The 26296-nt window shown below is 71.4% G+C and carries 23 protein-coding genes; 9 read left to right on the top strand and 14 right to left on the bottom strand.

Translation table 11 applies throughout. The annotated features are described in order from the left end of the window. Window positions 1–5 precede the first annotated feature (5 nt). The 10 genes from ABD901_RS02945 to ABD901_RS02900 form a co-directional block, all read right to left on the bottom strand. Window positions 6–1703: a sodium/solute symporter gene (locus tag ABD901_RS02945; RefSeq protein WP_345120819.1), complete on the bottom strand. Its 1698-nt coding sequence runs from the start codon at window positions 1701–1703 to the stop codon at window positions 6–8. Further along, window positions 1700–2089, bottom strand: coding sequence for a hypothetical protein (locus ABD901_RS02940; RefSeq protein ID WP_345120817.1), 390 nt, complete (start codon window positions 2087–2089; stop codon window positions 1700–1702). Before ABD901_RS02940 ends, ABD901_RS02945 begins: the two co-directional genes overlap by 4 nt. A 105-nt stretch (window positions 2090–2194) precedes the next feature. Continuing rightward, entirely contained in the window at window positions 2195–4090 is a 1896-nt protein-coding gene (locus tag ABD901_RS02935) for a DUF4153 domain-containing protein (protein ID WP_345120815.1), read from the bottom strand. Window positions 4091–4475: 385 nt separating this feature from the next. After that, window positions 4476–5507 (bottom strand): sensor histidine kinase, encoded by a 1032-nt coding sequence (locus tag ABD901_RS02930; protein WP_345120813.1) that lies wholly within the window; start codon window positions 5505–5507, stop codon window positions 4476–4478. Beyond that, window positions 5504–6202 (bottom strand): response regulator, encoded by a 699-nt coding sequence (locus tag ABD901_RS02925; protein WP_345120811.1) that lies wholly within the window; start codon window positions 6200–6202, stop codon window positions 5504–5506. Before ABD901_RS02925 ends, ABD901_RS02930 begins: the two co-directional genes overlap by 4 nt. Window positions 6203–6434: 232 nt before the next feature. Then, window positions 6435–7205 carry a LytR/AlgR family response regulator transcription factor gene (locus tag ABD901_RS02920; RefSeq protein ID WP_345120809.1) on the bottom strand — a complete coding sequence of 257 codons (771 nt, stop codon included), beginning with the start codon at window positions 7203–7205 and terminating at the stop codon, window positions 6435–6437. Further along, window positions 7202–8389, bottom strand: coding sequence for a sensor histidine kinase (locus tag ABD901_RS02915; protein WP_345120807.1), 1188 nt, complete (start codon window positions 8387–8389; stop codon window positions 7202–7204). Before ABD901_RS02915 ends, ABD901_RS02920 begins: the two co-directional genes overlap by 4 nt. Window positions 8390–8404: 15 nt before the next feature. After that, window positions 8405–9919 carry a sugar transferase gene (locus ABD901_RS02910; RefSeq protein ID WP_345120805.1) on the bottom strand — a complete coding sequence of 505 codons (1515 nt, stop codon included), beginning with the start codon at window positions 9917–9919 and terminating at the stop codon, window positions 8405–8407. Window positions 9920–10160: 241 nt separating this feature from the next. Beyond that, on the bottom strand, window positions 10161–11609 hold the full coding sequence (locus ABD901_RS02905; RefSeq protein ID WP_345120803.1) for a DUF2142 domain-containing protein: 1449 nt from the start codon (window positions 11607–11609) through the stop codon (window positions 10161–10163). A 5-nt stretch (window positions 11610–11614) separates the two neighbouring features. Further along, window positions 11615–12475, bottom strand: coding sequence for an Fpg/Nei family DNA glycosylase (locus tag ABD901_RS02900; protein WP_345120801.1), 861 nt, complete (start codon window positions 12473–12475; stop codon window positions 11615–11617). A 45-nt stretch (window positions 12476–12520) separates the two neighbouring features. Between ABD901_RS02900 and ABD901_RS02895 the strand changes: the two genes are divergently transcribed. Further along, window positions 12521–13684: a glycosyltransferase family 4 protein gene (locus ABD901_RS02895; protein ID WP_345120799.1), complete on the top strand. Its 1164-nt coding sequence runs from the start codon at window positions 12521–12523 to the stop codon at window positions 13682–13684. Window positions 13685–13753: 69 nt separating this feature from the next. Here ABD901_RS02895 and ABD901_RS02890 read toward each other — a convergent pair whose 3' ends face one another. Together ABD901_RS02890 and ABD901_RS02885 are read right to left on the bottom strand one after the other, a co-directional pair. Then, window positions 13754–15106: an MATE family efflux transporter gene (locus ABD901_RS02890; protein WP_345120797.1), complete on the bottom strand. Its 1353-nt coding sequence runs from the start codon at window positions 15104–15106 to the stop codon at window positions 13754–13756. An 83-nt stretch (window positions 15107–15189) separates the two neighbouring features. Then, entirely contained in the window at window positions 15190–16626 is a 1437-nt protein-coding gene (locus ABD901_RS02885) for a GuaB1 family IMP dehydrogenase-related protein (protein WP_345120795.1), read from the bottom strand. Window positions 16627–16741: 115 nt separating this feature from the next. Between ABD901_RS02885 and ABD901_RS02880 the strand changes: the two genes are divergently transcribed. The 3 genes from ABD901_RS02880 (at window position 16742) to ABD901_RS02870 (ending at window position 19830) form a co-directional block, all read left to right on the top strand. Next, window positions 16742–17128: a CBS domain-containing protein gene (locus ABD901_RS02880; RefSeq protein ID WP_345120793.1), complete on the top strand. Its 387-nt coding sequence runs from the start codon at window positions 16742–16744 to the stop codon at window positions 17126–17128. Window positions 17129–17275: 147 nt separating this feature from the next. Then, window positions 17276–18370 (top strand): aminotransferase-like domain-containing protein, encoded by a 1095-nt coding sequence (locus tag ABD901_RS02875; protein ID WP_345120791.1) that lies wholly within the window; start codon window positions 17276–17278, stop codon window positions 18368–18370. Between the two features lie 317 nt (window positions 18371–18687). After that, a complete protein-coding gene (locus ABD901_RS02870) occupies window positions 18688–19830 on the top strand; it encodes a magnesium and cobalt transport protein CorA (protein WP_345120789.1) in 1143 nt (380 codons plus the stop codon). Between the two features lie 65 nt (window positions 19831–19895). Here ABD901_RS02870 and ABD901_RS02865 read toward each other — a convergent pair whose 3' ends face one another. Next, the gene (locus ABD901_RS02865) at window positions 19896–20522 is read right to left on the bottom strand and encodes a hypothetical protein (RefSeq protein ID WP_345120787.1); all 627 of its coding nucleotides are present in this window, start codon (window positions 20520–20522) and stop codon (window positions 19896–19898) included. Window positions 20523–20707: 185 nt separating this feature from the next. On the opposite strand from ABD901_RS02865, the gene ABD901_RS02860 reads away from it, so the two are divergent. Then, a complete protein-coding gene (locus ABD901_RS02860) occupies window positions 20708–21247 on the top strand; it encodes a peptidylprolyl isomerase (protein ID WP_345120785.1) in 540 nt (179 codons plus the stop codon). An 80-nt stretch (window positions 21248–21327) separates the two neighbouring features. Continuing rightward, on the top strand, window positions 21328–22278 hold the full coding sequence (locus ABD901_RS02855) for a rhomboid family intramembrane serine protease (protein ID WP_345120783.1): 951 nt from the start codon (window positions 21328–21330) through the stop codon (window positions 22276–22278). On the opposite strand, the gene ABD901_RS02850 is transcribed toward ABD901_RS02855, so the two are convergent. After that, window positions 22275–22877 carry a TetR/AcrR family transcriptional regulator gene (locus ABD901_RS02850; RefSeq protein ID WP_345121152.1) on the bottom strand — a complete coding sequence of 201 codons (603 nt, stop codon included), beginning with the start codon at window positions 22875–22877 and terminating at the stop codon, window positions 22275–22277. The two genes, ABD901_RS02855 and ABD901_RS02850, sit on opposite strands and share 4 nt — an antisense overlap. 107 nt (window positions 22878–22984) lie before the next feature. Here ABD901_RS02850 and ABD901_RS02845 point away from each other — a divergent pair, with 107 nt between their 5' ends. The 3 genes from ABD901_RS02845 (at window position 22985) to ABD901_RS02835 (ending at window position 26288) form a co-directional block, all read left to right on the top strand. Further along, entirely contained in the window at window positions 22985–23440 is a 456-nt protein-coding gene (locus ABD901_RS02845; protein WP_345120781.1) for an SCP2 sterol-binding domain-containing protein, read from the top strand. 3 nt (window positions 23441–23443) lie between these two features. After that, complete coding sequence (locus tag ABD901_RS02840; protein WP_345120779.1) at window positions 23444–24658, top strand: acyl-CoA dehydrogenase family protein; 1215 nt, start codon at window positions 23444–23446, stop codon at window positions 24656–24658. 76 nt (window positions 24659–24734) lie between these two features. Continuing rightward, the gene (locus ABD901_RS02835; protein ID WP_345120777.1) at window positions 24735–26288 is read left to right on the top strand and encodes an AMP-binding protein; all 1554 of its coding nucleotides are present in this window, start codon (window positions 24735–24737) and stop codon (window positions 26286–26288) included. Window positions 26289–26296: the final 8 nt, after the last annotated feature.

Raw genomic sequence — 26296 nt, 5'->3', positions numbered from 1 at the left:
GCGAGCTACATCCGCAGCGCGTCGGGCGCGTGCAGGCGAAGCATGATCGCTCCGACACCCGAGGGTAGCCGGTGCCTCGTCAGCAGCGAAACCAGAATCATCACCAGGAAGGCCAGGGGCACGCTCCAGGCGGCCGGCTGGGTCGTCAGCACTCCGGCCCACCCCGACAGCGGGCCCCCGAGCACCGTCATCAGCACCGCGGACGCCGCCGCGCCGCCCCCGACGACGATCCCGGCCGCGGCGCCGATCGCGGTGAGGCCGCGCCACCAGATGCCGAGCACCAGCAGCGGGCAGAAGCTCGACGCCGCGACGGCGAAGGCGAGCCCGACGACCTGCGACACGTCGAGGCTCGACACAAGGAGCGCAAGCAGCAGTGGTACCACCCCGGCCACCAGGGCGGAGCGGCGGAAGTCGCGCACCGAGCCGTGGCCGAGCACGTCGGTCGACAGGACACCGGCGACGCTCGTCAGCAGGCCGGAGGAGGCGGACAGGAACGCGGCGAACGCGCCGGCGGCGACCAGCGCACTGAGCAACCGGCCGGTCACGCCGCCGCCGACGACGGCGGAGGGCAGCAGGAGCACGACGGCGTCGGTGTTGCCGGTCATGAGCAGCTGCGGGGTGTACACGCGGCCGAGCACGCCGTAGAGCGTCGGGGTCAGGTAGAAGACCCCGACCAGGCCCAGCACGACGAGCGTCGTCCGCCGCGCGGCCGCGCCGTCGGGGTTGGTGTAGAAGCGGACCAGCACGTGGGGCAGGCCCATGGTGCCGAGAAAGGTGGCCAGGATCAGCGAGTAGGTGGCGAACAGCTCCTGGGACGTGCCGCCGGGCAGCAGCCACTCGGCGGGGGAGTCGGCGGAGACGGCCGACACTCGGGGTACCGCTGCGGCATCTGGAAAATCCAGGACGGCACCCTCAGCGGCCGTGTGCTCACCCGGCGTGAGCAGCAGGGCGCCGGCCCGCGCCGCGCCGTCGACGGTCCCGCGGGCCACGACCTCGGTCGGCTCGGCCACGCGCAGGACGGTCTCGTGATCGATCTGCACGGTCGTCGCGGCGGTGAAGCGCGGCCCGTCGGGGGCGGTGAGGTCCGGCCGGCCGTCGTGCTGCCACTGCAACAGCAGGAACACGAGCGGCACGGCGAGGGCGGTGAGCTTCAGCCAGTACTGGAACGCCTGCACGAACGTGATCGAGCGCATGCCGCCGAGGGCCACGTTGAGCGTCACGACGACGCCGACGAGCAACGCCCCGAGCGCATAGGGCGCGCCGGTCACCGTCTGCAGCGTCAGCCCGGCGCCCTGCAGCTGCGGCACGAGGTAGAGCCAGCCGATGAACATCACGAACGCGGTCGCGAGCTTGCGCAGCCGCTTGGAGCGCAGCCGCACCTCGCAGAAGTCCGGCAGCGTGAACGCACCCGAGCGGCGTAGCGGCGCGGCCACGAAGAGCAGCAGCGCCAGGTAGCCGGCGGCGAACCCGACCGGATACCACAGCAGGTCGACGCCGTGCTTGAGCACGAGCCCGGCGACGCCGAGGAAGCTCGCCGCCGACAGGTACTCCCCGCTGATCGCCGCGGCGTTCCACGTCGGGCTGACCATGCGCGAGGCGACCAGGAAGTCCGAGGTGGTACGGGCGAAGCGCAGCCCGTAGAGCCCGATCGCGACCGTGGCCAGGGTGACCAGCACGACCGCGGCCACCGAGTAGGAGATCATGTCGGCGGGTGCTGGCCGCGGTCCTCGACGAGGGCCACGAACTCCTGCTCGTTGCGCTCGGCCAGATGCACGTAGACCGCGCCGATCAGGTAGAGGAAGGGGTACGCCACGACGCCGAGCAGCAGCCACGGCAGCGACACCCCGAAGAGCCGGGCGTGCGCGACGGCCGGCGCCGCGGCGAACAGCAGCGGCAGCCCGCCCAGCCCGACCGCGACCACGGCGGCGAGCCGCACGGCCACGGACAGCTGCGCCCGCACGAGCCCACGGGCCAGCGCCGCGCCGACCGGGCTCTGCTCCTCCAGCTCCGCGCGAGCGCGGGCGGGCCGGATCCGAGCGCGGGAGACGTCACCGAGCACCACGCGCACGCGCGGAGTTGGCGGCTCCATGGACGGCAGTCTTGCAACGCACGCGAAACAAAAGCAAGGGGCCGACGTCCCCCGTCCGAACGTCGGCCCCGCGCTGTTTTCTTGCCTTTATTGCCAGCAACGTCTTCAGTACCGCCGGTAGCAGGGGTAGTTGTGCACCTCGATCCGCTCCGGAACGATCTGACGCGCCCGGGACCGCCCCAGGTTCCATCCGCGCCAGTCGTCCTCGTCCCGGGCCAGGTCGCCGGCGATCTCCGACAGCGCGCACTCCCGGGCCCCTTCGGGCAGCCGGTCGAGCTCGGGCGCGGCGTCGGCGGAGAGGTTGCGCAGGTACCAGATGTCGGAGTTGCTGGCGCCCACCCGGTCCACGTTGTGCGCCGCGATGAACCGGTCCGGGTTGAGCACCGCCAGCCCGAGCAGCGTCACCACCCACAGCCCGACGGCCGCGCGCCCCAGCCAGCTCGTCCGGCGCCGCAGCCCTCCGAGCCCGGCGGCCATGACCAGGACGAACAGCCCACCGAGCCAGAGCTCGAAGGCGCTGACGAACACGCGCAGCCGGGTGAAGCCGTACGCCTGCTCGTACACGTCCATCCGCCACAACGCCGACCCGACCACCACGAGCGAGCAGGCGGCGAGCGCCCCGAGCACGATCCACAACAGCCACCGGTCCGTGCCGGACCCCCGCGGCGCCTTGCGCGCGGTCACGCCCATGACGCAGAGCGTCAGCAGGGTGATGACGAGCAGCTGCCAGAACCCCTTGCGGGCGTATTCTGCGAAGGTCAGCCCGACGGTGCGCATCACGTAGTCGCGGTCACCGAAGAGCACGGCCAGCTGCACGGCGACGAAGAGCACGAACATCACGAGCAGCGCACCCACGGGCACCAGCCACTCCACGCGCCGCACCGGCCGCGCTGTCCGCGGCTCCCCTTCGCCGACCGTCGAGGGATTGGCCACGAGGAACGCCGCGCCGAGCGAGATTCCGCCGGCGACCACCCCGACGAACACCCACCGCGCCACGGTCCCGACGTCCAGCGACGGGACGATCGCGCTGATCACCCGGCCGAACGCGGCGTCGGCACTGGAGAACAGCGCCCCGAACACGAGCAGCAGCGCCACGCCGATGCCGATCGAGGCGAGCAATCGCATGGAGTTGCTGGCTCCCGCCTCGGCTTGGCGGGCCCCCGGCTGCGCGGCCGGCCCGGTGGCGATCGCGAGCTTGCCCGACCTGTCGGCAGCGGCCATGCCCGGACCGTCGACAGCGGCCCTGCCCGAACTGTCGGAAGCAGCGCTGCCCGGACCACTGACAGCGGCCCTGGCCGGACCGTCGGCAGCGGCCCTGCCCGAACTGTCGGAAGCAGCGCTGCCCGGACCACTGACAGCGGCCCTGGCCGGACCGTCGGCAGCGGCCCTGGCCGGATTGTCGGCGGCGGCCCCGCCCGGACCGTCGGCGGCGGCCGGGCCCGGTGCGGCGACCGGGGGCGCCGCGGCGGAGGCCGGGCGTCGGTCGGTGGCGAGGCCGGCCTGGGCCCACGGCATCGCACGGAAGGCGGCGAACAGCAGCGTGAACGGCGCCGTCAGCACGGCCGGCACGCGCCGGTGCAGCCCGACGGCGAGCGACACGCAGCCAAACGCGGTCAGCGCGCACAGCACGAACAGCCACCCTGCCGCGCGGAAGAACCCGACCGACAGCAGCGCCAGCGCTCCGGCGCACCAGATGAAGGCTTCGATCGATTTCCCGGTACGGCGCCGAGCCAGCAACATCACCAGCGGAACGAGCATGCCGATCCCCGCGATGGGCCAGCCGATGCCCGGCCGGTCGAGCGGCACGGCAGCCGCACCGGCGAGCGCGGCGATCAACGCACCGTAGAGGGCCGCACGACCGGCCGCGGCCTCGCGCCGGGGCCAGGCCCGCTGCCACACCGTCGGCGCCGGCGGCCCCAGCTGGATCGGGCTGATCACCGCCGGGTTGGGCATCCCCGGCGGCGGCGGCGCCGGATACCCCGCCCCGACCGGCCGCGGCACCCCCGGCGGATGCGGATACGGCGCTCCCGGCGGATACGGCGCCCCCGGCCGATGCGCCGCTCCGCCCGGCTGCGACGCCCCGGACGTGTGCGATCCCCCCGCTGAAGCCGACGTTCCCAATCGGTGCGGTTCCCCGGATGGCCGTCCGGGCGCGCCGGCCATGGCGGGCGGCCTGGGCGCAGATGCCGGCCTCCTGGTCTCTGGTTCGGACCATTGATGTTCGGCCGCCTCGGTCTCCGGTTCGGACCTTTGATGTTCGGGGTGGACCGGGGGCTCGGACATGACGACTCCTGAAAAAGAGCGTGCGGATCCGCGCGGCCAGGCAGAGCCGAGTCGCGGAGAGGGAAACGTCGCGGAGAGAGGTGAGGTGGAGGTAGCTCGGGGGTCAGGCCGGCAGCGTCACGCGAATCCGGCAGCCGGGCAGTTCGTCGGGCTGCTCGACGACGGCGATGGTGCCGTCGTGCAACTGGGTGAGCCATTGGGCGATCGCCAGGCCCAGGCCCGTACCGCCGCCGGAGGCTCGGGCGCCACGAGTGAAGCGCTCGAAGACGCGCTCGCGCTCGGCGTGCGGGATGCCGGAGCCCTCGTCGGCGACCTCGATCATCACGCGGCCGGGCTCGCGGCGGCCCAGGATAGTGACCGTGCCGCCGTCCGGGCTGTGGCGGGTGGCGTTGTCCACGAGGTTGGTCAGCACGTGGTGCAGGCGCGCCCGGTCGGCCTTGACCAGGGCGTTCTCCGGGAAGGAGCAGGACAGGTACTCCACCTTGTGCCCGGCGGCCCGTGCCTTCACCTCGGCCTCGGCCACCACCTCGTGCAGCAGGTCCTCGATGTGGAAGAGCTCGCGGTCCAACGGCACGACGCCGGCGTCCAGGCGCGAGATGTCCAGCAGTTCCATCACCAGGCGGCCCAGGCGCTCGGTCTGAGCGAGAGCCGTGCGCAGCGTGGCGGGGTCGGGCTCGGCGACGCCGTCGACGATGTTCTCCAGGACCGCCTGCAGGGCGGAGATCGGGGTGCGCAGCTCGTGGGAGACGTTGGCGATCAGCTCGCGGCGCTGCTGGTCGGCGGCGGCCAGCTCGCCGACCATCTGGTTGAAGGCGACCGCGAGCTCGCCGACCTCATCCTTGGAGGTGGCGCGGACCCGCGTGGTGTAGTCGCCGCGGGACATGGCTCGAGCGGCGGCGGTCATCTCGCGCAGCGGGCGGGTCACACCGTGTGCCAGGACCTGGGAGGTAACCAGGCCGGCAGTCAGTGCGATGTACGTCGTGTTCGGCGGGATCCAGCCGATGCCGATCCAGAACACGCCGAGGCCGGCGCACGCGGAGGCGAGCAGCAGCACGGCCAGCTTGAGCTTGATCGAGCGCAGCGGGTCGAGAGGGCGAGGGAGGAGGTCGATAACCTTCTTGAGCGATCGCGTCATGCGGACTCCAGGGCGTAGCCGACGCCGTGCACGGTGCGGATCAGGTCGGCGCCGAGCTTGCGGCGCAGGGCCTTGATGTGGCTGTCCACCGTGCGGGTGCCCGACGCGTCCGCCCAGCCCCAGACCTCGGCCAGGAGGCGCTCGCGCGGCAGGACCGTGCGCGGGCGGCTGGCCAGGTTCACGAGCAGGTCGAACTCGGTCGGGGTCAGATGCGCCTCGATGCCGGCCCGGGTGACGCGGCGCTGCGCCCGGTTGATCTCGAGGTCGCCGAGGACGATCGGGGTCTGGTTCGGGTCGGGCTGGACCTGCGCGAGCCGCTCGAGGCGGCGCAGCAGCACGTGGACGCGCGCGGCCAGCTCGCGCATGGAGAAGGGCTTGGTGAGGTAGTCGTCGGCGCCGACCGCGAGGCCCACGAGCATGTCGGTCTCGTCGTCGCGGGCCGTCAGCATCAGCACCGCAACGGGGCGCTCGGCCTGGATCCGTCGGCACACCTCGAGGCCGTCGAAGCCGGGGAGCATCACGTCGAGCACGACGAGGTCGGGGCGGATCATGCGCGCGGATGCGACCGCGGACGGGCCGTCGTGTGCGGTGTCGACGGAGAAGCCCTCGGCGCGGAGGCGCACCGCGATCGACTCGGCGATCATGCGCTCGTCGTCCACGACGAGCACGCGGCGGCGCTCTCCCGTTGCGTTCATGTCAGGAAGCGTATTCGCACGTCGTGCAGGCTCTCAGTCGGCAATGTGTAGGGATTGTGGAGACCTCCGGCGCCGAAATGAGCGCCCGGACGGAAATTTCGGAAATAGCCGGTCACATCGCGATGGCATTCACAGCAAACCGCTTAGGTCGCCTGACGGGGTATAAATCCGACAAGTCGCGGCGCGGAGCGCCCGACTTGTCGGGAAACACAGCGAGCCGCGCACAAGACCGTCACGTCCACGATTTCGCCGCGCGTACCAGGCGGTCCTTGAGCTCGCGCGTGTGGCGACGCGACACGGGCAGCTCGTGGTCGTCGATGAGCACGACGTAACCGGTGTTCGTCATGCGCAGTTCGGTGATGAGCTTGAGCTGCACGAGGTACGAGCGATGGATCCGCACGAATCCCGCGTCGGCCCAGCGCTCGGCGAGCGTGGCCAGCGAGACGCGCACGAGGTGCGAGGCGTCCGCGGTGTGCAGGCGGGCGTAGTCGCCCTGCGCCTCGACCCAGCGCACCGACGAACGCGGCAGCATCCGGGTGGTGCCGGCGAGCTCGACCGGGATCGTCGGGTCGTCCTGGCGGTCGCGGCGCGCGGCGACGGCGGGGTGTGCCGGTACCAGGCGGGCGGCGAGCACGCGGCGCAGCGACTCGGCGATGCGGTCGGGACGGACGGGCTTGCGCACGTAGTCGGCGACGCCGAGGTCGAACGCCTCGGCGGCGCGGTCGTCGTACGCGGTCACGAACACCACCGCCGGCGGCTTGGCGAAACGGCCGAGCACGCGGGCGAGCTCCATGCCGTCCAGGCCGGGCATGCGGATGTCGAGGAACACGGCGTCGACATCGGCGTCGCGCAGCACGCGCAGCGCCTCGGTCGCGTCGCCCGCGGTGTGCAGGCGCCCGACGCGCGGGTCCGCGCGCAGCAGGTACGCGAGCTCGTCCAGCGCCGGCACCTCGTCGTCCACCGCGAGTACCCGCAAGAACCCATGCTGCTCCGGACCGGTCACGGGCCGCTCCTCACTCCCGGGTGGAACTTCGGTACGCGCATGCTCACCTTGGTGCCGGCATCAGGTGCGGTCTCGACCACCACGCCGAACCCGTCTCCGAAAACCGAACGTAGCCGATCGTCGACGTTGCGCAAGCCGACGTGCTGGCCGGCGTCGATGCCGTCGTCGGGGTTGGACAGCGTCGCCGGGTCCATGCCGACGCCGTCGTCCTCGACGGTGATGTGGCACTCGGCGCCGGCGTCGCGGGCGACGATGCTGATCGTGCCCATGCCGGGCTTGCGGGACAAGCCGTGGCGCACCGCGTTCTCGACCAGCGGCTGCAGGCAGAGGAACGGCAGCGTCACCGGCAGCACCTCGGGCGCGATCTGCAGCCGCACCTGCAGGCGCTCGCCGAAGCGGGCGCGCTCGATGGTGAGGTACCGGTCGATGGAACGCAGCTCCTCGGCGAGCGTCGTGAACTCGCCGTGCGCGCGGAAGGAGTACCGCGTGAACTCGGCGAACTCCAGGATCAGCTCCCGCGCCAGCTCAGGGTCGGTGCGCACGAAGCTCGCGATCGCGGTCAGCGCGTTGTAGATGAAGTGCGGGCTGATCTGCGCGCGCAGCGCCCTGACCTCGGCGCGGGCCAGGCGCGCCCGCGACGTGTCGAGCTCGGCCAGGGCGAGCTGGGTGCCGACCCAGCGAGCGGTCTCCGCGGTGGCCTGCACCAGGCCAGGCGCCGGCGGGCCGTCCGAGAGCGCGACCAGGGCGCCCTCGCGCTGGCCGAGCGGCACCACCACGGCGCCGCGGATCGGGCAGTCGACGAGGTCGCACGGCAGCTCCCGGCCGCCGAGGACGGTCGGCCGGCCGGCGGCAACGGACCGGGCCGCGGCCGAGGCGGCCTGCTCGCGGTGGTGCTCGCCGGCGCCGTCGAACGCGAGGACCCGCCTGGCGTCGGTCACCGCGATGCCGGCCGCGCCGGTGAGCGCGCGCAGGTGCCGGATGGCCTTGCCGGCGGCGGCCTCGGTGAGACCGTTGCGCAGCGGCTCGGCGGCGAGCTCGGCGATGTGCAGCACGTCGTACGTCGCCCGCTGCGCCGCGGTCGCGATTGCCCGGCGCCCACGCAGCCGGATCACCGCGTAGACGGCCCCGGCCAGTCCCACGGCGAGCACGACGACGACCAACGCCGCCGCAAGATTGCCACCCACGCGGCAATGGTGCGGCTAGTAGGCGCCCTTGCGGAAGACGACGACGCCGATCGTGCGCCACATCGTGTGCAGGTCGAGCACCAGCGACCAGTTGTCCACGTAGTACAGGTCGAGGCGAACGGCGTCGTCCCAGCTCAGTTCGCTGCGGCCGGACACCTGCCAGAGGCCGGTGATGCCGGGGCGCACCAGCAGGCGGCGGCGCACGTCGCCGAGGAAGTCGCCGTCCTCGGCGGGCAGCGGGCGCGGGCCGACCAGCGACATCTCGCCCATGAGCACGTTGAGGATCTGCGGCAGCTCGTCGATCGACGTCGCCCGCAGCCACTTGCCGACCCTGAAGATGCGGGGGTCGTTCTTCATCTTGAAGAGCAGCCCGTCGCTCTCGTTCTGGTCGTGCAGCGTGGCGAGGCGCTCCTCGGCGTCGATGTACATCGTCCGCAGCTTCCAGACCCGGAACATCTTGCCCTCGCGGCCGATGCGCGGCTGGCGGAAGAAGATCGGGCCCGGGTCGGAGAGCTTGATGGCCAGCGCCACGAACGGGAACAGCGGCAGGACGAGCAGCAGGCCGATCAGGGCGAGCACGCGGTCGAGGACGTTCTTGAACAGCCAGCCCACGCCGGAGAGCTTGGGCTCCTCGACGTAGAGCAGCGGGATGCCCTCGATCGGGCGGATGTGCACGCGCGGGCCGGCGATGTCGGTCAGCTGCGGCGCCACGGCGAGGTCGATGCCGGTGCCCTCGAGCTGCCAGGCCAGTCGGCGCAGCTCCACCGGCTCGGCGCTGGCCGAGCCGCAGACCGCGATCGTGTCGGCGTTGAGCTCGCGGACCAGGGAGAGGATGTCGCGGCCGGCGTGCACGGGCACCGGCGTGACGGTGCTCGGCTGCGGCGCGTAGCCCTCAATCAGGTGGATGCCGACGGGCACCAGGCCGGCGGCCGGGTCGCGGGCGATCGCCGCGTGGACCTCCAGTGCCTCCTGCAGGGTGCCGATCAGCAGCATCCGGTGCGTCGCCAGGTGGAACCTGGTGCGCGCGAACGCGAGGCCCTTTCGGGCGATGTACCGCAGCACGAGCACGTAGACGAGGCCGCCGACGAGCGCGACGCCGACCGAGGTACGCGAGACGTCGACCTTGAAGGCGAAGGCCGCGAAGGCGACGATCGCCACGACCGTCCAGGAGCCGCGCACGACGCGCTTGAACTCGTCGGTGCCCGAGCCCAGGTAGCGGCGGTCGTAGGCGCCGTGGCCCCACAGGACCAGCAGCCACGCCGCCGGCATCACCGCGAAGGCCATCAGGTTGAACAACCCGGGCTGGCCGTGGAAGCCGGCGGTGATCTTGTCGGGGTCGAGGCCGGCGCGGGCGGTCAGCGAGGCCAGGGCCACGGCGCCGGCGTCGAGCAGGAGGAGGATTGCCGCGTAGGGCCGGTGCCACCGGGCCGCGCGCTTGGTGCGCTGCCAGGCCGAGCGCGGCACGCCGCTGGCCCCGACGGGGGCCACCGCATGGTTAGGAAGAATCTCGAAGCTGTCGAGTTCACCCAAGGTCGCTCTCCGGCTCGGCGAAGTGGCCGGACGTTGGAGACTAGTGGTCACCTCAGTGCGTCCTCTCGCACCACGATGCGAACATCGTGGCACAAACTCGCGCCGCAACCCGAGGTCACGGCACTGCTCTGCTCGGCCGGTTGGCGTTTTACGTCCGCGCATTCTGCTGATTCACGGACACCGGAAAGCTCGTGCAAAGTGTCCCATGGTGACCGGAGCCACCGATGACGACCGGCCGACACTAGTTGCTCAACGTATTCGCTGTCGAGTGCACTGGCGTAGGGTGGACAGAACTCCGCGTGACAATCACCCCGAGTAGCACACCACCCACCAAAGCGCACAACAGCGGCAGCGCGCTGCCCAGCGGTGGCGTCCAGGCGCCACCGAAGGGGTTGAGGCCCGCGGCGATCCCGCGCTGGAAGCGGGTCATGACCCGGGCCAGGGCATAGAGCTGCATCAGCACGGCAAGCCCGGCGCACACCAACACCAGTCGTTCCAGCCAGCCGCGATCCGACAACCACCGAGCGTAGCGGTCGGCGAGCGGCGCCAGCAGCACGACGCCGACGCCGAGCGGCATGACGTATCGCCCGTGCGCGAAGTGGCCGACCTTCGGCGCGAAGTACAGCTCCAGCGCGACCAGCAGCGCCGCGCTGCCGGCGAGGGCGGCGAAGATGCCCAGGCGCAGCCGGCGGTCGCCGAACCAGAGCGCGGGGGCGACCAGGGCGGCGACCAGGAGGTACCACAGCCCGATCACGGCGAGCGAGATCGTCGTCTCGCCATAGTTGAACTGCCCGACGATCTGGCGCACCCAGAACTCGGCGCGGTCGTCGACGATGTCGGACAGGATCGCGCCGGAGCTCGTCGGCGGCACCGGCCGGCCCGGGTCGATGACACCGCTGCGCGAGGCGAAGGCGGCCCAGAACACCGCGAACGCGGCGCCGATGCCGGCGGGCACCAGGAACGCGCGCTGCCGCAGCTCGCGCGGGTTGGTGCGGGTCACGAAGAGCGACAGCGCGAGCACCGCCAGCACAAAGAACGGGCCGAGGTCGCGCACGGTGAACAGCAGCGCCGCGGCCACGCCGGCGGCCGCCCAGCGCTTCTGCAGCGCGGCGGCGAACAGCAGCACGGCCGCACTGATCTCCAGCCCGTTCGGGTTGATCGACCCGGCCAGGTCGGCGAGCATCGGGGTCGTCGCGAGCAGGACGCCGACCCCGGCGAGGCGGTGCGACCCGGCGAACCCGATCGCCACCGCCCAGGCCAGTAGCGCCGCGGACAGGGCCGCCGAGAGCAGCCGCGCCCAGATCAGGCCGGTGCCGTCTGGGCTGATCCGCAGCGGCAGCCCGACCAGCGCGTAGTACACCGGGCTGTAGCGCGCGGCGGCGCTGGGCACGAGCGTCTCGGTGTGATCACCGTTGGTCACCAGGCACGACGCCGGGTGGTACTCCGGCTTGTCGATCCAGGTGCAGTCGGCGTTGTCGGGCAGCAGGCTGCGCGGCCCGGCGAACGCGTTCGTCTCGAACCCGCTCGCGTCCTTGGCCCGCTCGTGCGGCAGCCACTGGCCGGTCCACACCGCGTAGGCGCGCACCAGGTGCTGCTTCTCGTCGTAGGTGCCATTGACCGGCAGGGCCAAGGCCCATGCAGTACCGATGAGGAAAAAAGCGGCAAAAGCCACCAGGAAGGCGCGGCGCACGCGGCTCAGCGTACGAGCTTCGACAGACGACGGTCCGCCAAGGGCTTGCCGTTCGTCTGGCACGTGGGGCAGTACTGCAGCGAAGTGTCGGCGAACGACACCTCGCGCACGGTGTCGCCGCAGACCGGGCAGGGCAGCCCGGTGCGCGCGTGCACGGCCAGCCCCGAGCGCTTCTCGGACTTCAGCGTGGCGGCCTTCTGCCCGACCGAGCGTTTCACGGCGTCGGTGAGCACCGTGCGCATGGCCTCGTGCAGCCTGACCATCGCGTCGTCGGTGATCTTGTTGGTCAGTGCGAAGGGTGACATCTTCGCCGCGTGGAGGATCTCGTCGGAGTACGCGTTGCCGACCCCGGCGAGGATGGTCTGATCGGTCAGGACGCCCTTGATCTGGCCGCGCCGGGAGCGCATCGCCGCGGCGAAGTCCTCGGCGCTCACCGACAGCGCGTCCGGTCCCAGCCGGGACACGCCGGGCACCAGGCGCGGGTCGGTCACGAAGTAGGCCGCGAGGCTCTTCTTCGTGCCCGCCTCGGTCAGGTCGAAGCCGGACTCGTCGTCGAGGCGCACGCGCACCGCGATCGGCCCCGAGCCGGGCTTGAGCGGCGTCTTGGCGTTGAACGAGTCGCGATAGTGCAGCCATCCGGCGCGTGCCAGGTGCACGACGAGATGGAGGCCGTCACCCACGTGGATGTCCAGGAACTTGCCGTGCCGGGAGGCGCCGGTGATCGGCTGGCCGGCGGCGGCGGTGATCGGCGGGTCGAAGGTCTTCAACGCGCTGATCGCGGAGACCTCGATGCGGTCGACGGTGTGGCCGGCGGCTCGCTCCCGCAGGAACGCGGCGAGCGCCTCGACCTCGGGAAGCTCGGGCACCCGTACAGTCTGCCTCAAGCGACGGTCCGTAGGCTTTGCCACATCATGAAGGTCGTCGTCGCGCACAACCGGTATGCCTCCGGCCAGCCCTCCGGTGAGAACGTGATCGTCGATGCCGAGATCGCGCAGCTCGGCGCGGCCGGTGTCACGGTCCTGCCATTCCTGCGCAGCTCGGACGAGATCGGCACGTTCTCGACCGCGCAGAAGGTGCTCCTGCCGCTCTCGCCGATCCGCAACGGCGACTCGCAGCGCGCCCTGGCCGCTCTTCTCAAAACCGAAAAGCCGGATTTGGTACACCTACACAACCCATATCCCTTGATCTCCCCGGCGATCGTCCAAACCGCACACAAGCATGGCGTTGCGGTGGTGCACACCGTGCACAACTATCGCCAGGTGTGCGCGCCCGGCCTGTACTTCCGCGACGGCCACATCTGCACGGAGTGCCGCGGCCGCGCGTTTCCCCTGCCCGCCGTCACGCACACGTGCTACCGCGGCTCGAAGGCCCAGTCCGCGGTGATGGCGGCGACGTTGGCGTACCACCGCGGCACCTGGAAGCAGGTCGATCACTTCATCGCGCTGACCGACCGGATCGCCGCACACCTGGCCGACTTCGGCATCCCCGCCGAGCGCATCACCGTGAAACCCAACGGCATCCCGGACTCCGGCGCCGCGCCCGGCCCCGGCGAGGGCTTCCTCTACGCCGGCCGGCTGACCCCGGAGAAGGGCCTCGAGCTGGTGCTGGACGCCTGGTCGCGGCACCCCGACGGCTCGCTCGGCCCGCTGCGGATCGTCGGCGACGGCCCCCTGCGCCCGCGCGCCGAGCGGGCCGCCGCCGAGCGCTCCGACGTGACCTACCTGGGCCCCGTCGACAACGCCGCCGTGCGCGCCGAGATCGCGCGCGCGGCCTGCGTCATCGCCGCATCCACCTGGCACGACGTGCTGCCGACGATCATCCTGGAGGCGCTGTCGGGCGGCCGCCCGGTGCTGGTCACCGACCGGGGCGGCATGCCGTACCTCGCCGGCGACGCCGGCTGGGTCGTCGAGCCCGAGCCCGAGGCGCTCGCCGCCGGCCTGGCCGAGGCGCACCAGGGCGCCGCGGCGCTCGCCCCGGTGGCGCGGGCCCGCTACGAGTCGCAGTTCTCCCCGGACGTGCTCACCGAGCGGCTCATCGGCATCTACCGCGACGTCGCGGCCCGCCGGGCCGCGTAGCCCGGCGAGACGGCGCCGGCGCTGGGCAACCCTGGCGGACCGCGGTCGGCGAGACGGCGCTGGCGCGGCTCAGACCGGGGCGCCGCTGGGCTTCGGCGCCGCCGGGGCCGGCACCGGGCTGCCGGCCGGCGGGCCGACCCACTTCAGTGCGTAGCCGTAGAGCACCATCATGCAGATCAGGCCCGTGGTGGAGCCGGTCAGCAGGCCCCACGCGGCGCCGTGCAGGCCGCCGTAGGTGGCGCCCAGGGTCAGGCCGCTGATGGAGACGACGGCGAACACGACGTACTGGACGAAGAGCATCCGCGCCCGGTGCATGCCCCGCATGGCCGCCGTGAACGGCACCTGCAGCAGGTAGACGGCGCCCTGCAGCGCGATCGGCAGCGCGAGCGGCGCCGCTTCGGCGAACTTGTGGGTGTGCACGAGCGCGAAGGAGACGACCGGCCAGACGATCAGAACCATGAGCGCGCCCAGCACCGCGAAGGCGGTGGCGAGCATCCGGGTCTGCCGGCGCAGTGCCTCCGCGGCCGCGATGCCCTCCGGGCCGGGCTTGGCGGCCTCGGCGGCGTTGCGGGAGGCCCGCGGCACGACGAGGCTCTGGATCGCGGTGATCAGGTTCTGGACCGGCTGCAGCTGGACGGTCTGCACGAAGCGCAGGTTGCCCAGGTCGACCTTCGACAGCCGCCCGGCGACGACGAAGCTGATCGCCAGCACCTGCACCTGGGCGACGATCGCGGTGATGGTGAACCAGCTGGACAGGTGCCGCGTCTCGGTGAGCCAGGCCTTCGGGCTGCCCTGCCACGGCAGCCGGCGCTCGCGGATCAGGTACACGGTGATGCCCGCCGTCGCGCCGAGCCCCCAGACGGCCAGCAGGCCGCCGGCGCTGGAGCTGTGCGTGACGATCATGAGCGCGACCATGACCGCCTGGGTGCCGGCCCAGACCAGGTCGATGCCGAGCGCCTTGTCGGGGCGGCGGTCGGCGAGGTAGTCGCAGCGCGCCGTGTCGTGCAGCATGATCGGCACCATGAACGGCGCCAGCCAGATGAGCTGGCGCAGGTCGATCTCGCCGCGATTCGGCCAGGCGGACCAGAGCACCACGAACACGACGGTCGTGACGAGACCGGAGCACAGCGCCGTCGCCAGGCCGTTGCGCGCCAGGCGGATCCGCGGCTCGCCGTCGTAGCGCGAGGCGAGCGCGAGGAGGACGTCGCCGACGATCGCCCGGTTGAGATACATGGCGAAGTAGCCGACGGCCAGCGCCAGCGCGAGCGCCCCGAACTGCTCCTTGGGCAACAGAATGCCGCCCAGGAGCGTGTTCGCCGAGTTGGCGGCGGCGATGACGACCTGGTCGAGCAGGCCCGCTCCCACAAACCGGGAGACGCCGCCCAAGCCCTGTAGGCGGCGCAGCAACGGCCGTGCGGTCACGAGCCGATAGGGTCGCGGGCGAGGTTCACGACACGCACCATACGTGACCTACGAGTGACGAGACCATCCGACCGCCGAGACGATCACCAGCTGACGTCCAGCGGTTGGCCTTCTGCATAGCCCGCCGCGCTCTGCACGCCGACCGTTGCCCGCTCGGCGAACTCGGCCAGGTCGGCGGCGCCGGCATAGGTGCACGCGCTGCGCACGCCGGCCACGATCTCGTCCAGGATGTCCTCCACGCCGGGGCGGCGCGGGTCGAGGTACATCCGGGAGGACGAGATGCCCTCCTCGAAAAGCGCCTTGCGGGCCCGCTCGTAGGCGCTGTCGTCGGCCGTGCGGCGGCTCACCGCCCGGGCCGAGGCCATGCCGAAGTTCTCCTTGTAGAGCCGGCCGTCCTGGTCGCGGCGCGGATCGCCGGGCGACTCGTGCGTGCCGGCGAGCCACGAGCCGATCATCACGTTGGACGCGCCGGCGGCCAGCGCCAGGGCGACGTCGCGCGGGTGGCGGACCCCGCCGTCGGCCCACACGTGCCGGCCGTGGCGGCTCGCCTCGGCGGCGCATTCGATCACGGCGGAGAACTGCGGACGCCCGACGCCGGTCATCATCCGGGTGGTGCACATCGCGCCCGGGCCCACGCCGACCTTGACGATGTCGGCGCCGGCGGCCAGCAGGTCGGCGGTGCCCTCGCTGGTGACCACGTTGCCGGCGACCACCGGGACGGAGGGGTGCAGCGCCCGCACCGCGCGCAGCGTGTTGATCATCCGCTCCTGGTGTCCGTGCGCCGTGTCGACCACGAGCACGTCGACGCCGGCGGCGATGAGCTTGTCCGCACGGCCGGCCGCGTCGCCGGTGATGCCGATCGCGGCGCCGATGCGCAGCCGGTTCTCCGCGTCGACGGCCGGCTTGTAGAGCGTGGCGCGCAGCGCGGCGTTGCGGGTCAGGATGCCGACCAGCCGACCGGCCGGGTCGATCACCGGCGCCAGGCGGTGGTGTCCGGCGGCCAGCCGGTTGAAGGCCTCCTCGGGCGTCGCGTCGTCGGGCAGCGTGAGCAGTCGGCGCGACATGACGCTGCCGAGCTGGCTGAAGCGGTCGACGTCGGCGCAGTCGCCCTCGGTCACCACGCCGATCGGGCGGCCGTCCTCGACGACGATCACGGCGCCGTGCGCGCGCTTGGGCAACAGGTCCAGCGCAAGCGAGACGGTCTCGGTCGGGCCGAGCGTGATCGGGGTGTCGAAGACGAGGTGCCGGCGTTTCACCCAGGAGATCGCCTCGGCGACGACGTCCATCGGGATGTCCTGCGGGATGATCGCAAGGCTCCCGCGGCGGGCGACCGTCTCGGCCATGCGCCGACCGGCCACGGCGGTCATGTTGGACACGACGATCGGGATCGTGGTGCCGCTGCCGTCGCGCGTGGTCAGGTCCACCTGCATCCGTGACTCCACCGCCGAGCGGCTCGGCACCATGAAGACATCGTCGTAGGTGAGTTCGTGCCCGGGCGTCTGGTCATTGAGAAACCGCACGTTGCGCAACTGTATCTCCCTCGACCTCGCAGGTGAGCGGGTCTTGAGAGTTCGGCTCCTGGGCGGGAGGATTGTCGTTACCGTGCCTTGCAAGGAAGCAAGGAGTTGATGTGCCATGCAGGTTCACGAAGCCATGTCCACGGCAGTGGTCCAGCTCGGTCCGGACCACACGCTGCGCCAGGCCGCGCAGCTCATGTCACGGCGCAAGGTCGGCTCCGCGATCGTCGTCGATCCAGACGGCGCCGGCGTCGGCATCATCACCGAGCGGGACATCCTCAACGCACTCGGCACCGACCTCGACCCCGACGCCGAGCGGACCGCCGACCACATCACCTGGGAAGTCGTCTACGCCAGCCCGACATGGACGATCGAGGATGCGGCGGCGGCGATGGTCCGCGGCGGCTTCCGCCATCTGGTCGTGCTCGACGGCGACGACGTGCTCGGCGTCATCTCTGTGCGCGACATCATTCGTGTCTGGGTTCAGACATCGATTCCGGCGTGATGCTTCTGAAGAACTGACGTCGCGGCGGCGATTCGCCGTCAGCGGCGGCGGCGCACCGGAAAATCACCCGCAAGAGCGCCCATCCACCCAGGTGGAGGGCGAGGAACTCGGCTGAACGGCGGCCGCGGGCGTGCGTAGGCTGCCACCATGCAGCTGATTTCATTCGCCCGTGGCGCGCCCAGTCTCGACATCATCGACGTCGACGGGCTCAAGGCCGCCGCCGTCCGCGCCTTCGAGGCCGACCCGGCCGGCATCACCGCCTACGGCACGTCCGTGGGCTACCTCCCGCTGCGCTCGTGGATCGCCGCGAAGCACGGGGTGGAAGCCGACCAGGTCATCGTGACCAACGGCTCGATGCAGGCCGATGCGCTGCTGTTCGAGCACCTGGTCAAGCCGGGCGACGCGGTGATCGTCGAGAAGCCGACGTACGACCGCACGCTGCTGAACCTGCGCAACCTCGGCGCGACCGTGCACCCGGTCACGGTGGAGGCCGACGGCCTGGACGTCGAGGAGCTGCGCGCGCTGCTGGAGAGCGGTGTGCGCCCCGTGCTCGCGCACATCATCCCGAACTTCCAGAACCCGGCCGGCGTCACGCTGTCGGCCGAGAAGCGCTCCGCGCTGCTGGCCCTCGCCGGGCAGTACGGCTTCACGATCTTCGAGGACGACCCGTACGCGGACATCCGCTTCCGGGGCGAGAAGCTGCCGACGATGCTGTCGCAGGACACCGCCGGCGTCGTGGTGCACGCGAGCTCGTTCACCAAGACCATCGCGCCCGGCCTGCGGGTCGGCTACCTCGTCGGTCCGAAGGAGACGATCGGCGGGATCGCCAAGCGGGCCACGACGGTGTACATCTCGCCGAGCATGGTCGCCGAGGCCATCACGCATCAGTTCTGCGTCAGCGGCGACATCGACCGCTCGATCGCCGCGGTGTCGGCGACGCTGGGCGAGCGGGCCCGGCTGCTGGCGGAGGGGCTGCGCAAGCACGTGCCCGACGCGACGTTCGTCGAGCCCGACGGCGGCTACTTCCTGTGGGTCGAGCTGCCCGAGGACGTCGACACCACGCTGCTGGAGACGGTGGCGGCACGGGACTTCGGCGTCGCCGTGGTCAAGGGCAGCGACTTCCTGCTCGAGGGCGGACGCAACTCGGTGCGCCTGGCGTATTCGGCGGTCCTCACCGACCAGGTCGACGAGGGCGTGGAGCGCCTGGCCGCCGCGATCGAGGCGGTCCGCAAGGCCAGTTAGGTCGGACCGCTAGTCCCGGTTGAGTAACGCCGGGCAACATTCCGAGCAAGCTGACACCAAACCGTGATGGTGGGAGTGGTTCCCCAGGCGGTATCGGATGGATCAAAATCCAGCCCGGCGCGCTTTGCGAATCGCGCTGCAGGCATCACCCCCCGCCCCCCAACGGCACCGGGTGGGCCGACCGCGCCCCCACCCCCCACCTGCGGTCGGTCCGCCCGGTGCCAACTTTTGTGCCGTTACTTCAGTGCGGTCCTTCAACGCGGTCCGCGCGGCAAAGGCGCTGGGCGGGCCGACCTCGTTCACCCAGGGAGGTCGAGATGGCCGACGAAGAGCAGCATTACGCCCGCCCCCTGCAACGCGCGCTGTCCCGACCCGTGCGGGCGATGTCCCGGATGCTCAACACCAACGCACCGCATCCCAAGTCCTCGACCCGGCCGCCCGATCAGAGCGCCATCGTGGACTGCGCGCTGTACATCGACGGCGTCCGGCAGCCCGGCGAGCGCCATTACGCCGAGGCCCTGCACGCCGCTCGCCGCCACCGCGGGTTCGTGTGGATCGGGCTGAAGGAGCCGCAGGCGGCCGAGATGTCGGCGATCGCCGAGACGTTCGAACTGCACGAGCTCGCCGTCGAGGACGCGGTCCAGTCGCGGCAGCGGCCGAAGGTCGAGCGCTACGGCGAGATGATCTTCCTGACCATGCGCACGGCGCGGTACGTGGAGCACGACGAGCTGACCGACACCAGCGAGGTGGTCGAGACCGGCGACGTGCTGATGTTCATCGGCGAGCACTTCATCATCACCGTCCGGCACGGCGATGCGACCCGGCTCGCACCTGTCCGCTCCGGCCTCGAGCGGCGCCCGGAGGTGCTCGAGCGCGGGCCGTGGGCCGTCGCCTACGCGGTGGCCGACAGCGTCGTCGACGCGCTGGTCGAGGTGGCCACCGAGATCGAGGAGGACATCGCCGCGGTCGAGGACCAGGTGTTCGCGCCGCAGCGGGGGCGGGGCGGCAAGCGCGGCGCCGACCGCATCCAGCGCATCTACCAGCTCAAGCGGGAGCTGATGGAGTTCAAGCGGGCGGTCCTGCCGTTGCAGCGGCCGGTGAGCGCGCTGGTGAGCGGGCAGCTCTCGGAGGTGCCGGACGAGATCCGGCGGTACTTCCGCGACGTCGGCGACAACCTCGCGCGAGCCATCGAGCAGGTGCTGTACCTCGACGACGTCATCAACTCGGTGCTCGCCGCGCGGCTGGCGCAGACCAGCGTCGAGCAGAACAACGACATGCGCAAGATCGCCGCCTGGGCCGCCATCGCCGCGTTGGTCACGTCGATCGCCGGCATCTACGGCATGAACTTCGACTTCATGCCCGAGACGCACTGGGTCTTCGGCTATCCGGGCGTCATGACCCTGATGGTCGGCGGCTCGGCCGCGCTGTTCTGGGGCTTCCGCAAGAGCGGCTGGCTGTAGAGATCCCTTGCACATAGGTGGGCCGTCCCCCGTGACCGGGGACGGCCCGCCTACGCGATCGCGCGCTACGAGCGGCCGTTCTTCGACGCGGTGTTCGGCATCGGATGCTTGTCGTACTCCCCGCTGCCGGCCGGCCCGGGGTTCGTGCTCTTGTGGCCGATCAGGTCCGAGGCGCGGTCCTTGGCCGCCTCCCCCATCGTCTTCGCCTTGTCGATGCCGGCGTCCATCGTGGACTTCGCGGTGCCCAGCACCGAGCCGCCTTCAGCCGGGGTGCGGGTCGAGCCGTACTCGTCCCACGCCTGCTGGTCGCGGCGGCGGCGCAGCATCGAACTCGCGGCGCCGATCGCGACGCTCGCCAGCACCAGCCCGCCAAGGGCCATCGGCCAGCGGCGCGACCCCATCTCACTCTTCTTCATCTTCCCCTTGCGCCCCATCTTCGCGGCCTTCCGGCCGGCCGTCTGCGAGCGCTCCCGGGCCACGATCATGACCGTGTCCATGCCGCCCTTGGCGCGGTTCATGCCGTTCTCCAGGCGGGGCTGCATGGCCTTGCGAGCGGCGTCCACGCGCGGCGCCAAGGCGCCCGAGGCGCCATCGGCGGCGTGGGCCGCGGCCATCCGCAGGTGGTCCAGGCTCTCACCGAGCTCGTCCCGCATGAGCCGGCTGTGCGACAGCACCTGACGACGTCGAAACACTTGCTCCACCTCCCGAGGCGCGTAAACCCGTCCATCCCCGGTTACCCCGATCCGACCAGGGAGAACCTCAGGAGCAGGTCCGCTCCGGCCATCCTGCAACGAACCGGCGTCCCGTACACCCGGATCCGGCAGAATCCCCGTCGGATACGGTGATGACGGAATGTCACCAAGGAAAGGGAGAACTGGTGGCCGAGCAACTGTTCGCGACGCTGCACACCAACGTCGGGCCCATCCGGCTCGAGCTGTTCCCCAACCACGCGCCCAAGACGGTGCGCAACTTCGTGGAGCTCGCCGAGGGCACCAGGGACTACACCGACCCGCGCACGGGCGAGGCCGGCAAGGGTCCGTACTACGACGGCGTCATCTTCCACCGAGTCATTTCGGGCTTCATGATCCAGGGCGGTGACCCGACGGGCACCGGCACGGGCGGCCCGGGCTACAACTTCGACGACGAGATCCACCCCGAGCTGGCCTTCAACCGGCCGTACCTGCTCGCCATGGCCAACGCCGGCATCCGCTTCGGCCAGGGCACCAACGGCTCGCAGTTCTTCATCACGGTCGGGCCCACCCCGCACCTCAACGGCAAGCACACGATCTTCGGCGAGGTCGCCGACGACGACTCCCGCAAGGTCGTCGACCAGATCGCGGCCGCCCGCACGGCCCGCATGGACCGCCCGGTGGACGACATCGTGATCGAGCGGGTGGACATCGAGCGCACCGCCTGATAGCGCGGCGCGACCGCCGCGGAGATCGCCGGGTGATCCGCGGCGGCGGAACCACGGTCGTGACTGGCTAACCTTGTCGCATGACTCAGCCGCCGGCGAACGTGGTTCCTGTCTGTTACCGGCACCCCGACCGCGAGACGTATGTCCGGTGCACCCGGTGTGACCGGCCGATCTGCCCCAGTTGCATGAACGAGGCATCGGTCGGCTTCCAGTGCCCGGACTGCGTCCGCTCGGGGACCAAGACGCAGCGCCAGGTCCGCACGGCGTTCGGCGGCACCCGCGCGGGCGCCGAGGGCACGGTGACGATCACGCTGATCGTCATCAACGTGCTGGTATTCGTCATCGCCCTGATCAGCGCTGGCCGCGACGCCGCGCAGGGCCTCGGCGGCGGTGGCCTCGGCGGGCTGATCGGCGGGCTCACCCCGCTGCACCGCTGGGGCGCCCTCGTGCCGTATTTCGCCACCGACAACGGCCAGGGCTTCCGGGTGGCCGGGCCGAGCGTGGCCGACGGCGAGTACTACCGCCTGTTCACCTCGATGTTCCTGCACTTCGGCATCCTGCACCTGGCCACCAACATGTGGGCGCTGTGGGTGGTCGGCCGGCCGCTCGAGGCGGCGCTGGGCCGGTGGCGGTTCCTGGCCCTCTACCTGCTGTCCGGGCTCGGCGGCAGCGTGCTGGCGTTCATCCTCGGCGCGCCCAACACCCCGAGCGCCGGCGCCTCGGGCGCGATCTTCGGCCTGTTCGCCGCGCTCATCGTGGTGCTGCGCCGCCTGAAGCTGAGCGTCGCCGGCATCGTGCCCGTGCTGGTCATCAACCTGGTGATCACGTTCGGCTTCTCCAGCTACATCTCGTGGCAGGCACACGTCGGAGGCCTGGTCACGGGCGCGATCGTCGCCGTCGGCCTCGCCTATGCGCCGCAGAAACAGCGAACAGCTCTGCAGACCGCCACCGTCGTGGGCGCGCTGGTGCTGCTCACCGTCATCTTCGCCGTCGGGCTCTCGCAGGTCCCCCAGGTGGGCTACCCGGTCTAGGCCCCGTCCTGGGCGTCGGCGGCGCGCCAGACGCGGCCCTGCAGCAGCGCTTCGGCGCCGACCCAGACGAAGTTCATCATCCGGGTGGCGGTCTGCTCGTGGTCTTCCTCCTCGTGGTCGGCCAGCCAGTCGGCGAGCGACTCGGCGGCGCCGACGTAGGCGTAGGCCATGGCCAGGAAGTCGTCCGGGCGGGCCGGCACCCGGGCCTCGCCCTTGGAGCAGGCGTCCTCGAGCAGGCCGGCGACGACCTCCACGATCCGGGAGCGCATGCCGGCGAGCTCGCCGGCGAAGTGCGGCTCGCTACGGGCCTGCCGGTAGAGGACCCGCCAGCCGTCGCGGTGCGCGCCGACGAAGGCGAAGAACGCGCGCAGCCCGTTCCACAGCTGCTCGTCGGGGCGGGCGGTGGGGCGCACCCCGGCAGCGACGGCCTCCATCAGTCGGGTGGCCTCGCGCTGCAGGCAGGCCAGGAAGAGCTCCTCCTTCGTGCCGAGGTAGGCGTACACCATCGGCTTGGAGATGCCGGCGACCTCCGCGATCTCGTCCATCGACGCCGCGTGGAACCCCCGGTCGGAGAAGACCTTGACCGCGGCGTCGAGCATCTGCTGCTCGCGCACCACGCGCGGAAGCCGTTTCAACACCTTGCCACCTTACCTACTCGTGCGTAAGGTTACGCACGAGTAGCTTAATTCCAACGGAGGGCACACCCATGTCCGTTCTCGACGCCCTGGGCGACTTCAACAGCGTCGACCCCAAGCAGTTCGCGCAGCTCGTGAAGGGCGCGCCGGACTCGCAGCTGGCCGAAATCATGAACAGCCCGCAGCGTAAGACGATCCTGGACACGATCTTCTCCCGGTTCCCCGAGCTGTTCCGGCCCGACCGCGCCGGCTCGACCAACGCCGTCATCCACTGGAACATCACCGGCGCGGCGGACGGCGGCGTCGACTCCTACGAGCTGGTCATCGCCGACGGCAAGTGCGTGCTGTCGCCGAGCCCCGACCAGGACGCCAAGCTCTCGATCACCGTCGGCCCGGTCGACTTCCTCAAGGTCGTCTCCGGTGTCGGCAACCCCATGATGATGTTCATGACGGGCAAGCTCAAGGCCAAGGGCGACCTGGCCCTGGCCGCCAACATCGCGAACCTCTTCGACATCCCCAAGGCCTGATCCATGCCCGAGTTCTCGCTCGACCTGAACGAGGAACAGCGGGACCTCCGCGACTGGGTGCACGGCTTCGCGGCCGACGTCGTGCGCCCGGCCGCCGCGGAGTGGGACGCCCGCGAGGAGACTCCCTGGCCGGTGATCCAGGAGGCGGCGAAGATCGGGCTCTACGGCTTCGAGTTCCTCGCCAACGCCTGGGCCGACCCCTCCGGCCTCGCGCTGTGCCTCGCCAACGAGGAGCTGTTCTGGGGCGATGCCGGCATCGGCATGGCTATCTTCGGCACCAGCCTCGCCGTCGCCGCCATTTATGGAAGTGGTACTCCGGACCAGATGGTCGAGTGGGTGCCGCAGTGCTTCGGCGACGCCGCCGACCCCAAGGTGGCCGCGTTCTGCACCACCGAGCCCGAGGCGGGCTCCGACGTCGCCTCGATGCGCACCCGCGCCCGCTACGACGAGGCGAACGACGAGTGGGTGCTGTCGGGCCAGAAGGCCTACGCGACCAACGGCGGCATCGCCAACGTCCACGTGGTGACCGCGAGCGTCGAACCCGAGCTCGGCTCGCGGGGCCAGGCCGCGTTCATCGTGCCGCCGGGCACGCCCGGGCTCAACGGCGCCAAGAAGCTCAAGAAGCTCGGCCTGCGCGCCTCGCACACCGCCGACGTGTTCCTCGACGACGTGCGCGTGCCCGGCTCGTGCCTGCTCGGCGGCAAGGAGGCGCTCGACGCCCGCATCGCCCGCGCCCGCGAGGGCCGCAAGGCGCAGGGGCAGGCGGCGATGCGCACGTTCGAGCTGTCCCGCCCGGCCGTCGGCGCGCAGGCGCTCGGCGTGGCGCGCGCCGCGTACGAGTACGCGCTGGAGTACGCCAAGGGCCGGGTGCAGTTCGGCCGGCCGATCATCGAGAACCAGGCCATCGCGTTCGCCCTGGCCGACATGCGCATGGAGATCGACGCCGCCCGCCTGCTCGTCTGGCGCGCCGCCTGGATGGGGCGCAACAACCGCACGTTCGAGGCCGGCGAGGGCTCGATGAGCAAGCTCAAGGCCGGCGAGGTGGCCGTGGCGGTCACCGAGAAGGCCGTGCAGATCCTCGGCGGCGCCGGGTTCCTGCGCGAGCACCCCGTCGAGCGGTGGTACCGCGACGCCAAGATCTACACGATCTTCGAGGGCACCAGCGAGATCCAGCGCCTGGTGATCTCCCGCGCGATCTCGGGAACGTACATCCGCTAAAACTGGCAAGTCGGCCGTGCCGGGCATATCGTGCCGGCACGGCCGAAATGTTCCAAACCCCAAGGAGTCCCCCGCCATGGACGCCGGATTCGTACTTCGCACGCTCGCCCGCCGCAAGGTCCTCAACCCCGCCAGCCCCACCCGCGTCCTCCGCCAGGTCAACGCCCTGCGCCGCTGGGGCTTCGGCGTCTTCGGCGAGATGCGCTCGGCCGCCGCCCGCGACCCTGGCCGGGTGGCCATCCACGACGAGCACCGCACGGTCACCTATGGCGAGCTCGACCTGCGGGTGCGCCGGCTCGCTAATGCGCTGCGCGCCGGGCACGGCGTGCGCCCCGGCGACCGCGTCGGGCTGCTCTGCGAGAACTCGGCCGCCATGATCGAGTCGCTGATGGCGGTCGTCGCCCTCGGCGCGCAGGCGGTCCTCGTCAACACCGGCCTCGGCAACGCGCAGATCGAGGCCGTCGCGCACGACCAGAGCCTTTCGCTGCTGCTGCACGACGACACGTTCCTGGGCATGCTCGCCGCCGTGCCGCCGAACCTGCCGCGGCTGTCCACCGAGCGCATCGACGGGCTGATCGTCCGCTCGCCGTCGGCCGACCTCGACCCGCCGGCGGAGCCCGGCTCGATCGTGGTGCTGACCAGCGGCACGACCGGTGCACCGAAGGGCGCCCGGCGCAGGAACCCGGCCGGGCTCGCCCCGCTCGCCTCAGTCGTGTCGCGCATCCCGCTCAACGCCGGCGAGCGCATGTTCGTCGCAGCGCCGCTGTTCCATACCTGGGGGCTCGCCGCGCTGCAGCTGTGCCTGGCGCTGCGCGGCACGATCGTGCTGACCCGCCGGTTCGCGCCGGCGAGCACGCTGGCGGCCGTGAACGCGCACGGCTGCACGTCGCTGTTCGCGGTACCGGTGATGCTGCAACGCATGCTCGAGGCGCCCGGCGCCGTCGCCGCGCCGACGCTGAAGGTGGTGGCTGTCTCGGGCTCGGCGCTGACCGGCCCGCTGGCCACGCGCTTCATGGATGCGTACGGCGACGTGCTCTACAACCTGTACGGCTCGACGGAGGCGTCGTGGGCCTCGATCGCCGTGCCGAAGGAGCTGCGCTCGGCGCCGGGCACGGCGGGGCGCCCGCCGCACGGCACGCGCGTGGCGATCCTCTCCGACCGCGGCGCAAAGCTGCCGCCCAACGAGGTCGGGCGGATCTTCGTCGGCAACGACATGCTCTTCGAGGGCTACACCAACGGCACCGGCCGGGAGTACCACGGCGACCTCATCGCCACCGGCGACGTCGGCCACCTCTCCGCCGACGGGCTGCTCTTCGTCGACGGCCGCGAGGACGACATGGTCATCTCGGGCGGCGAGAACGTGTACCCGGCCGCGGTCGAGGACGTCATCGCCGAGCTGCCCCAGGTGCGCGAGGTGGCCGTGGCCGGCGTGTTGGACGAGGAGTTCGGCCAGCGGCTCGCCGCCTGGATCGCGCTGCACCCCGGCGAGCGGGTCGACGCCGACGCCGTGCGCGAGTACGTGCGCCATCGGCTGGCCCGCTTCTCGGTCCCCCGCGACGTGTACTTCGTGACGGCCCTGCCACGCAACGCCACCGGCAAGGTCGTTCGCCGTCAGCTCTTTCCCAGCTAGGACGGCTA

This window comes from Dactylosporangium darangshiense, assembly GCF_039537565.1.
GTDB classification, from domain to species: Bacteria; Actinomycetota; Actinomycetes; order Mycobacteriales; family Micromonosporaceae; genus Dactylosporangium; species Dactylosporangium darangshiense.
This window is presented reverse-complemented; position numbering and strand designations above follow the sequence as displayed.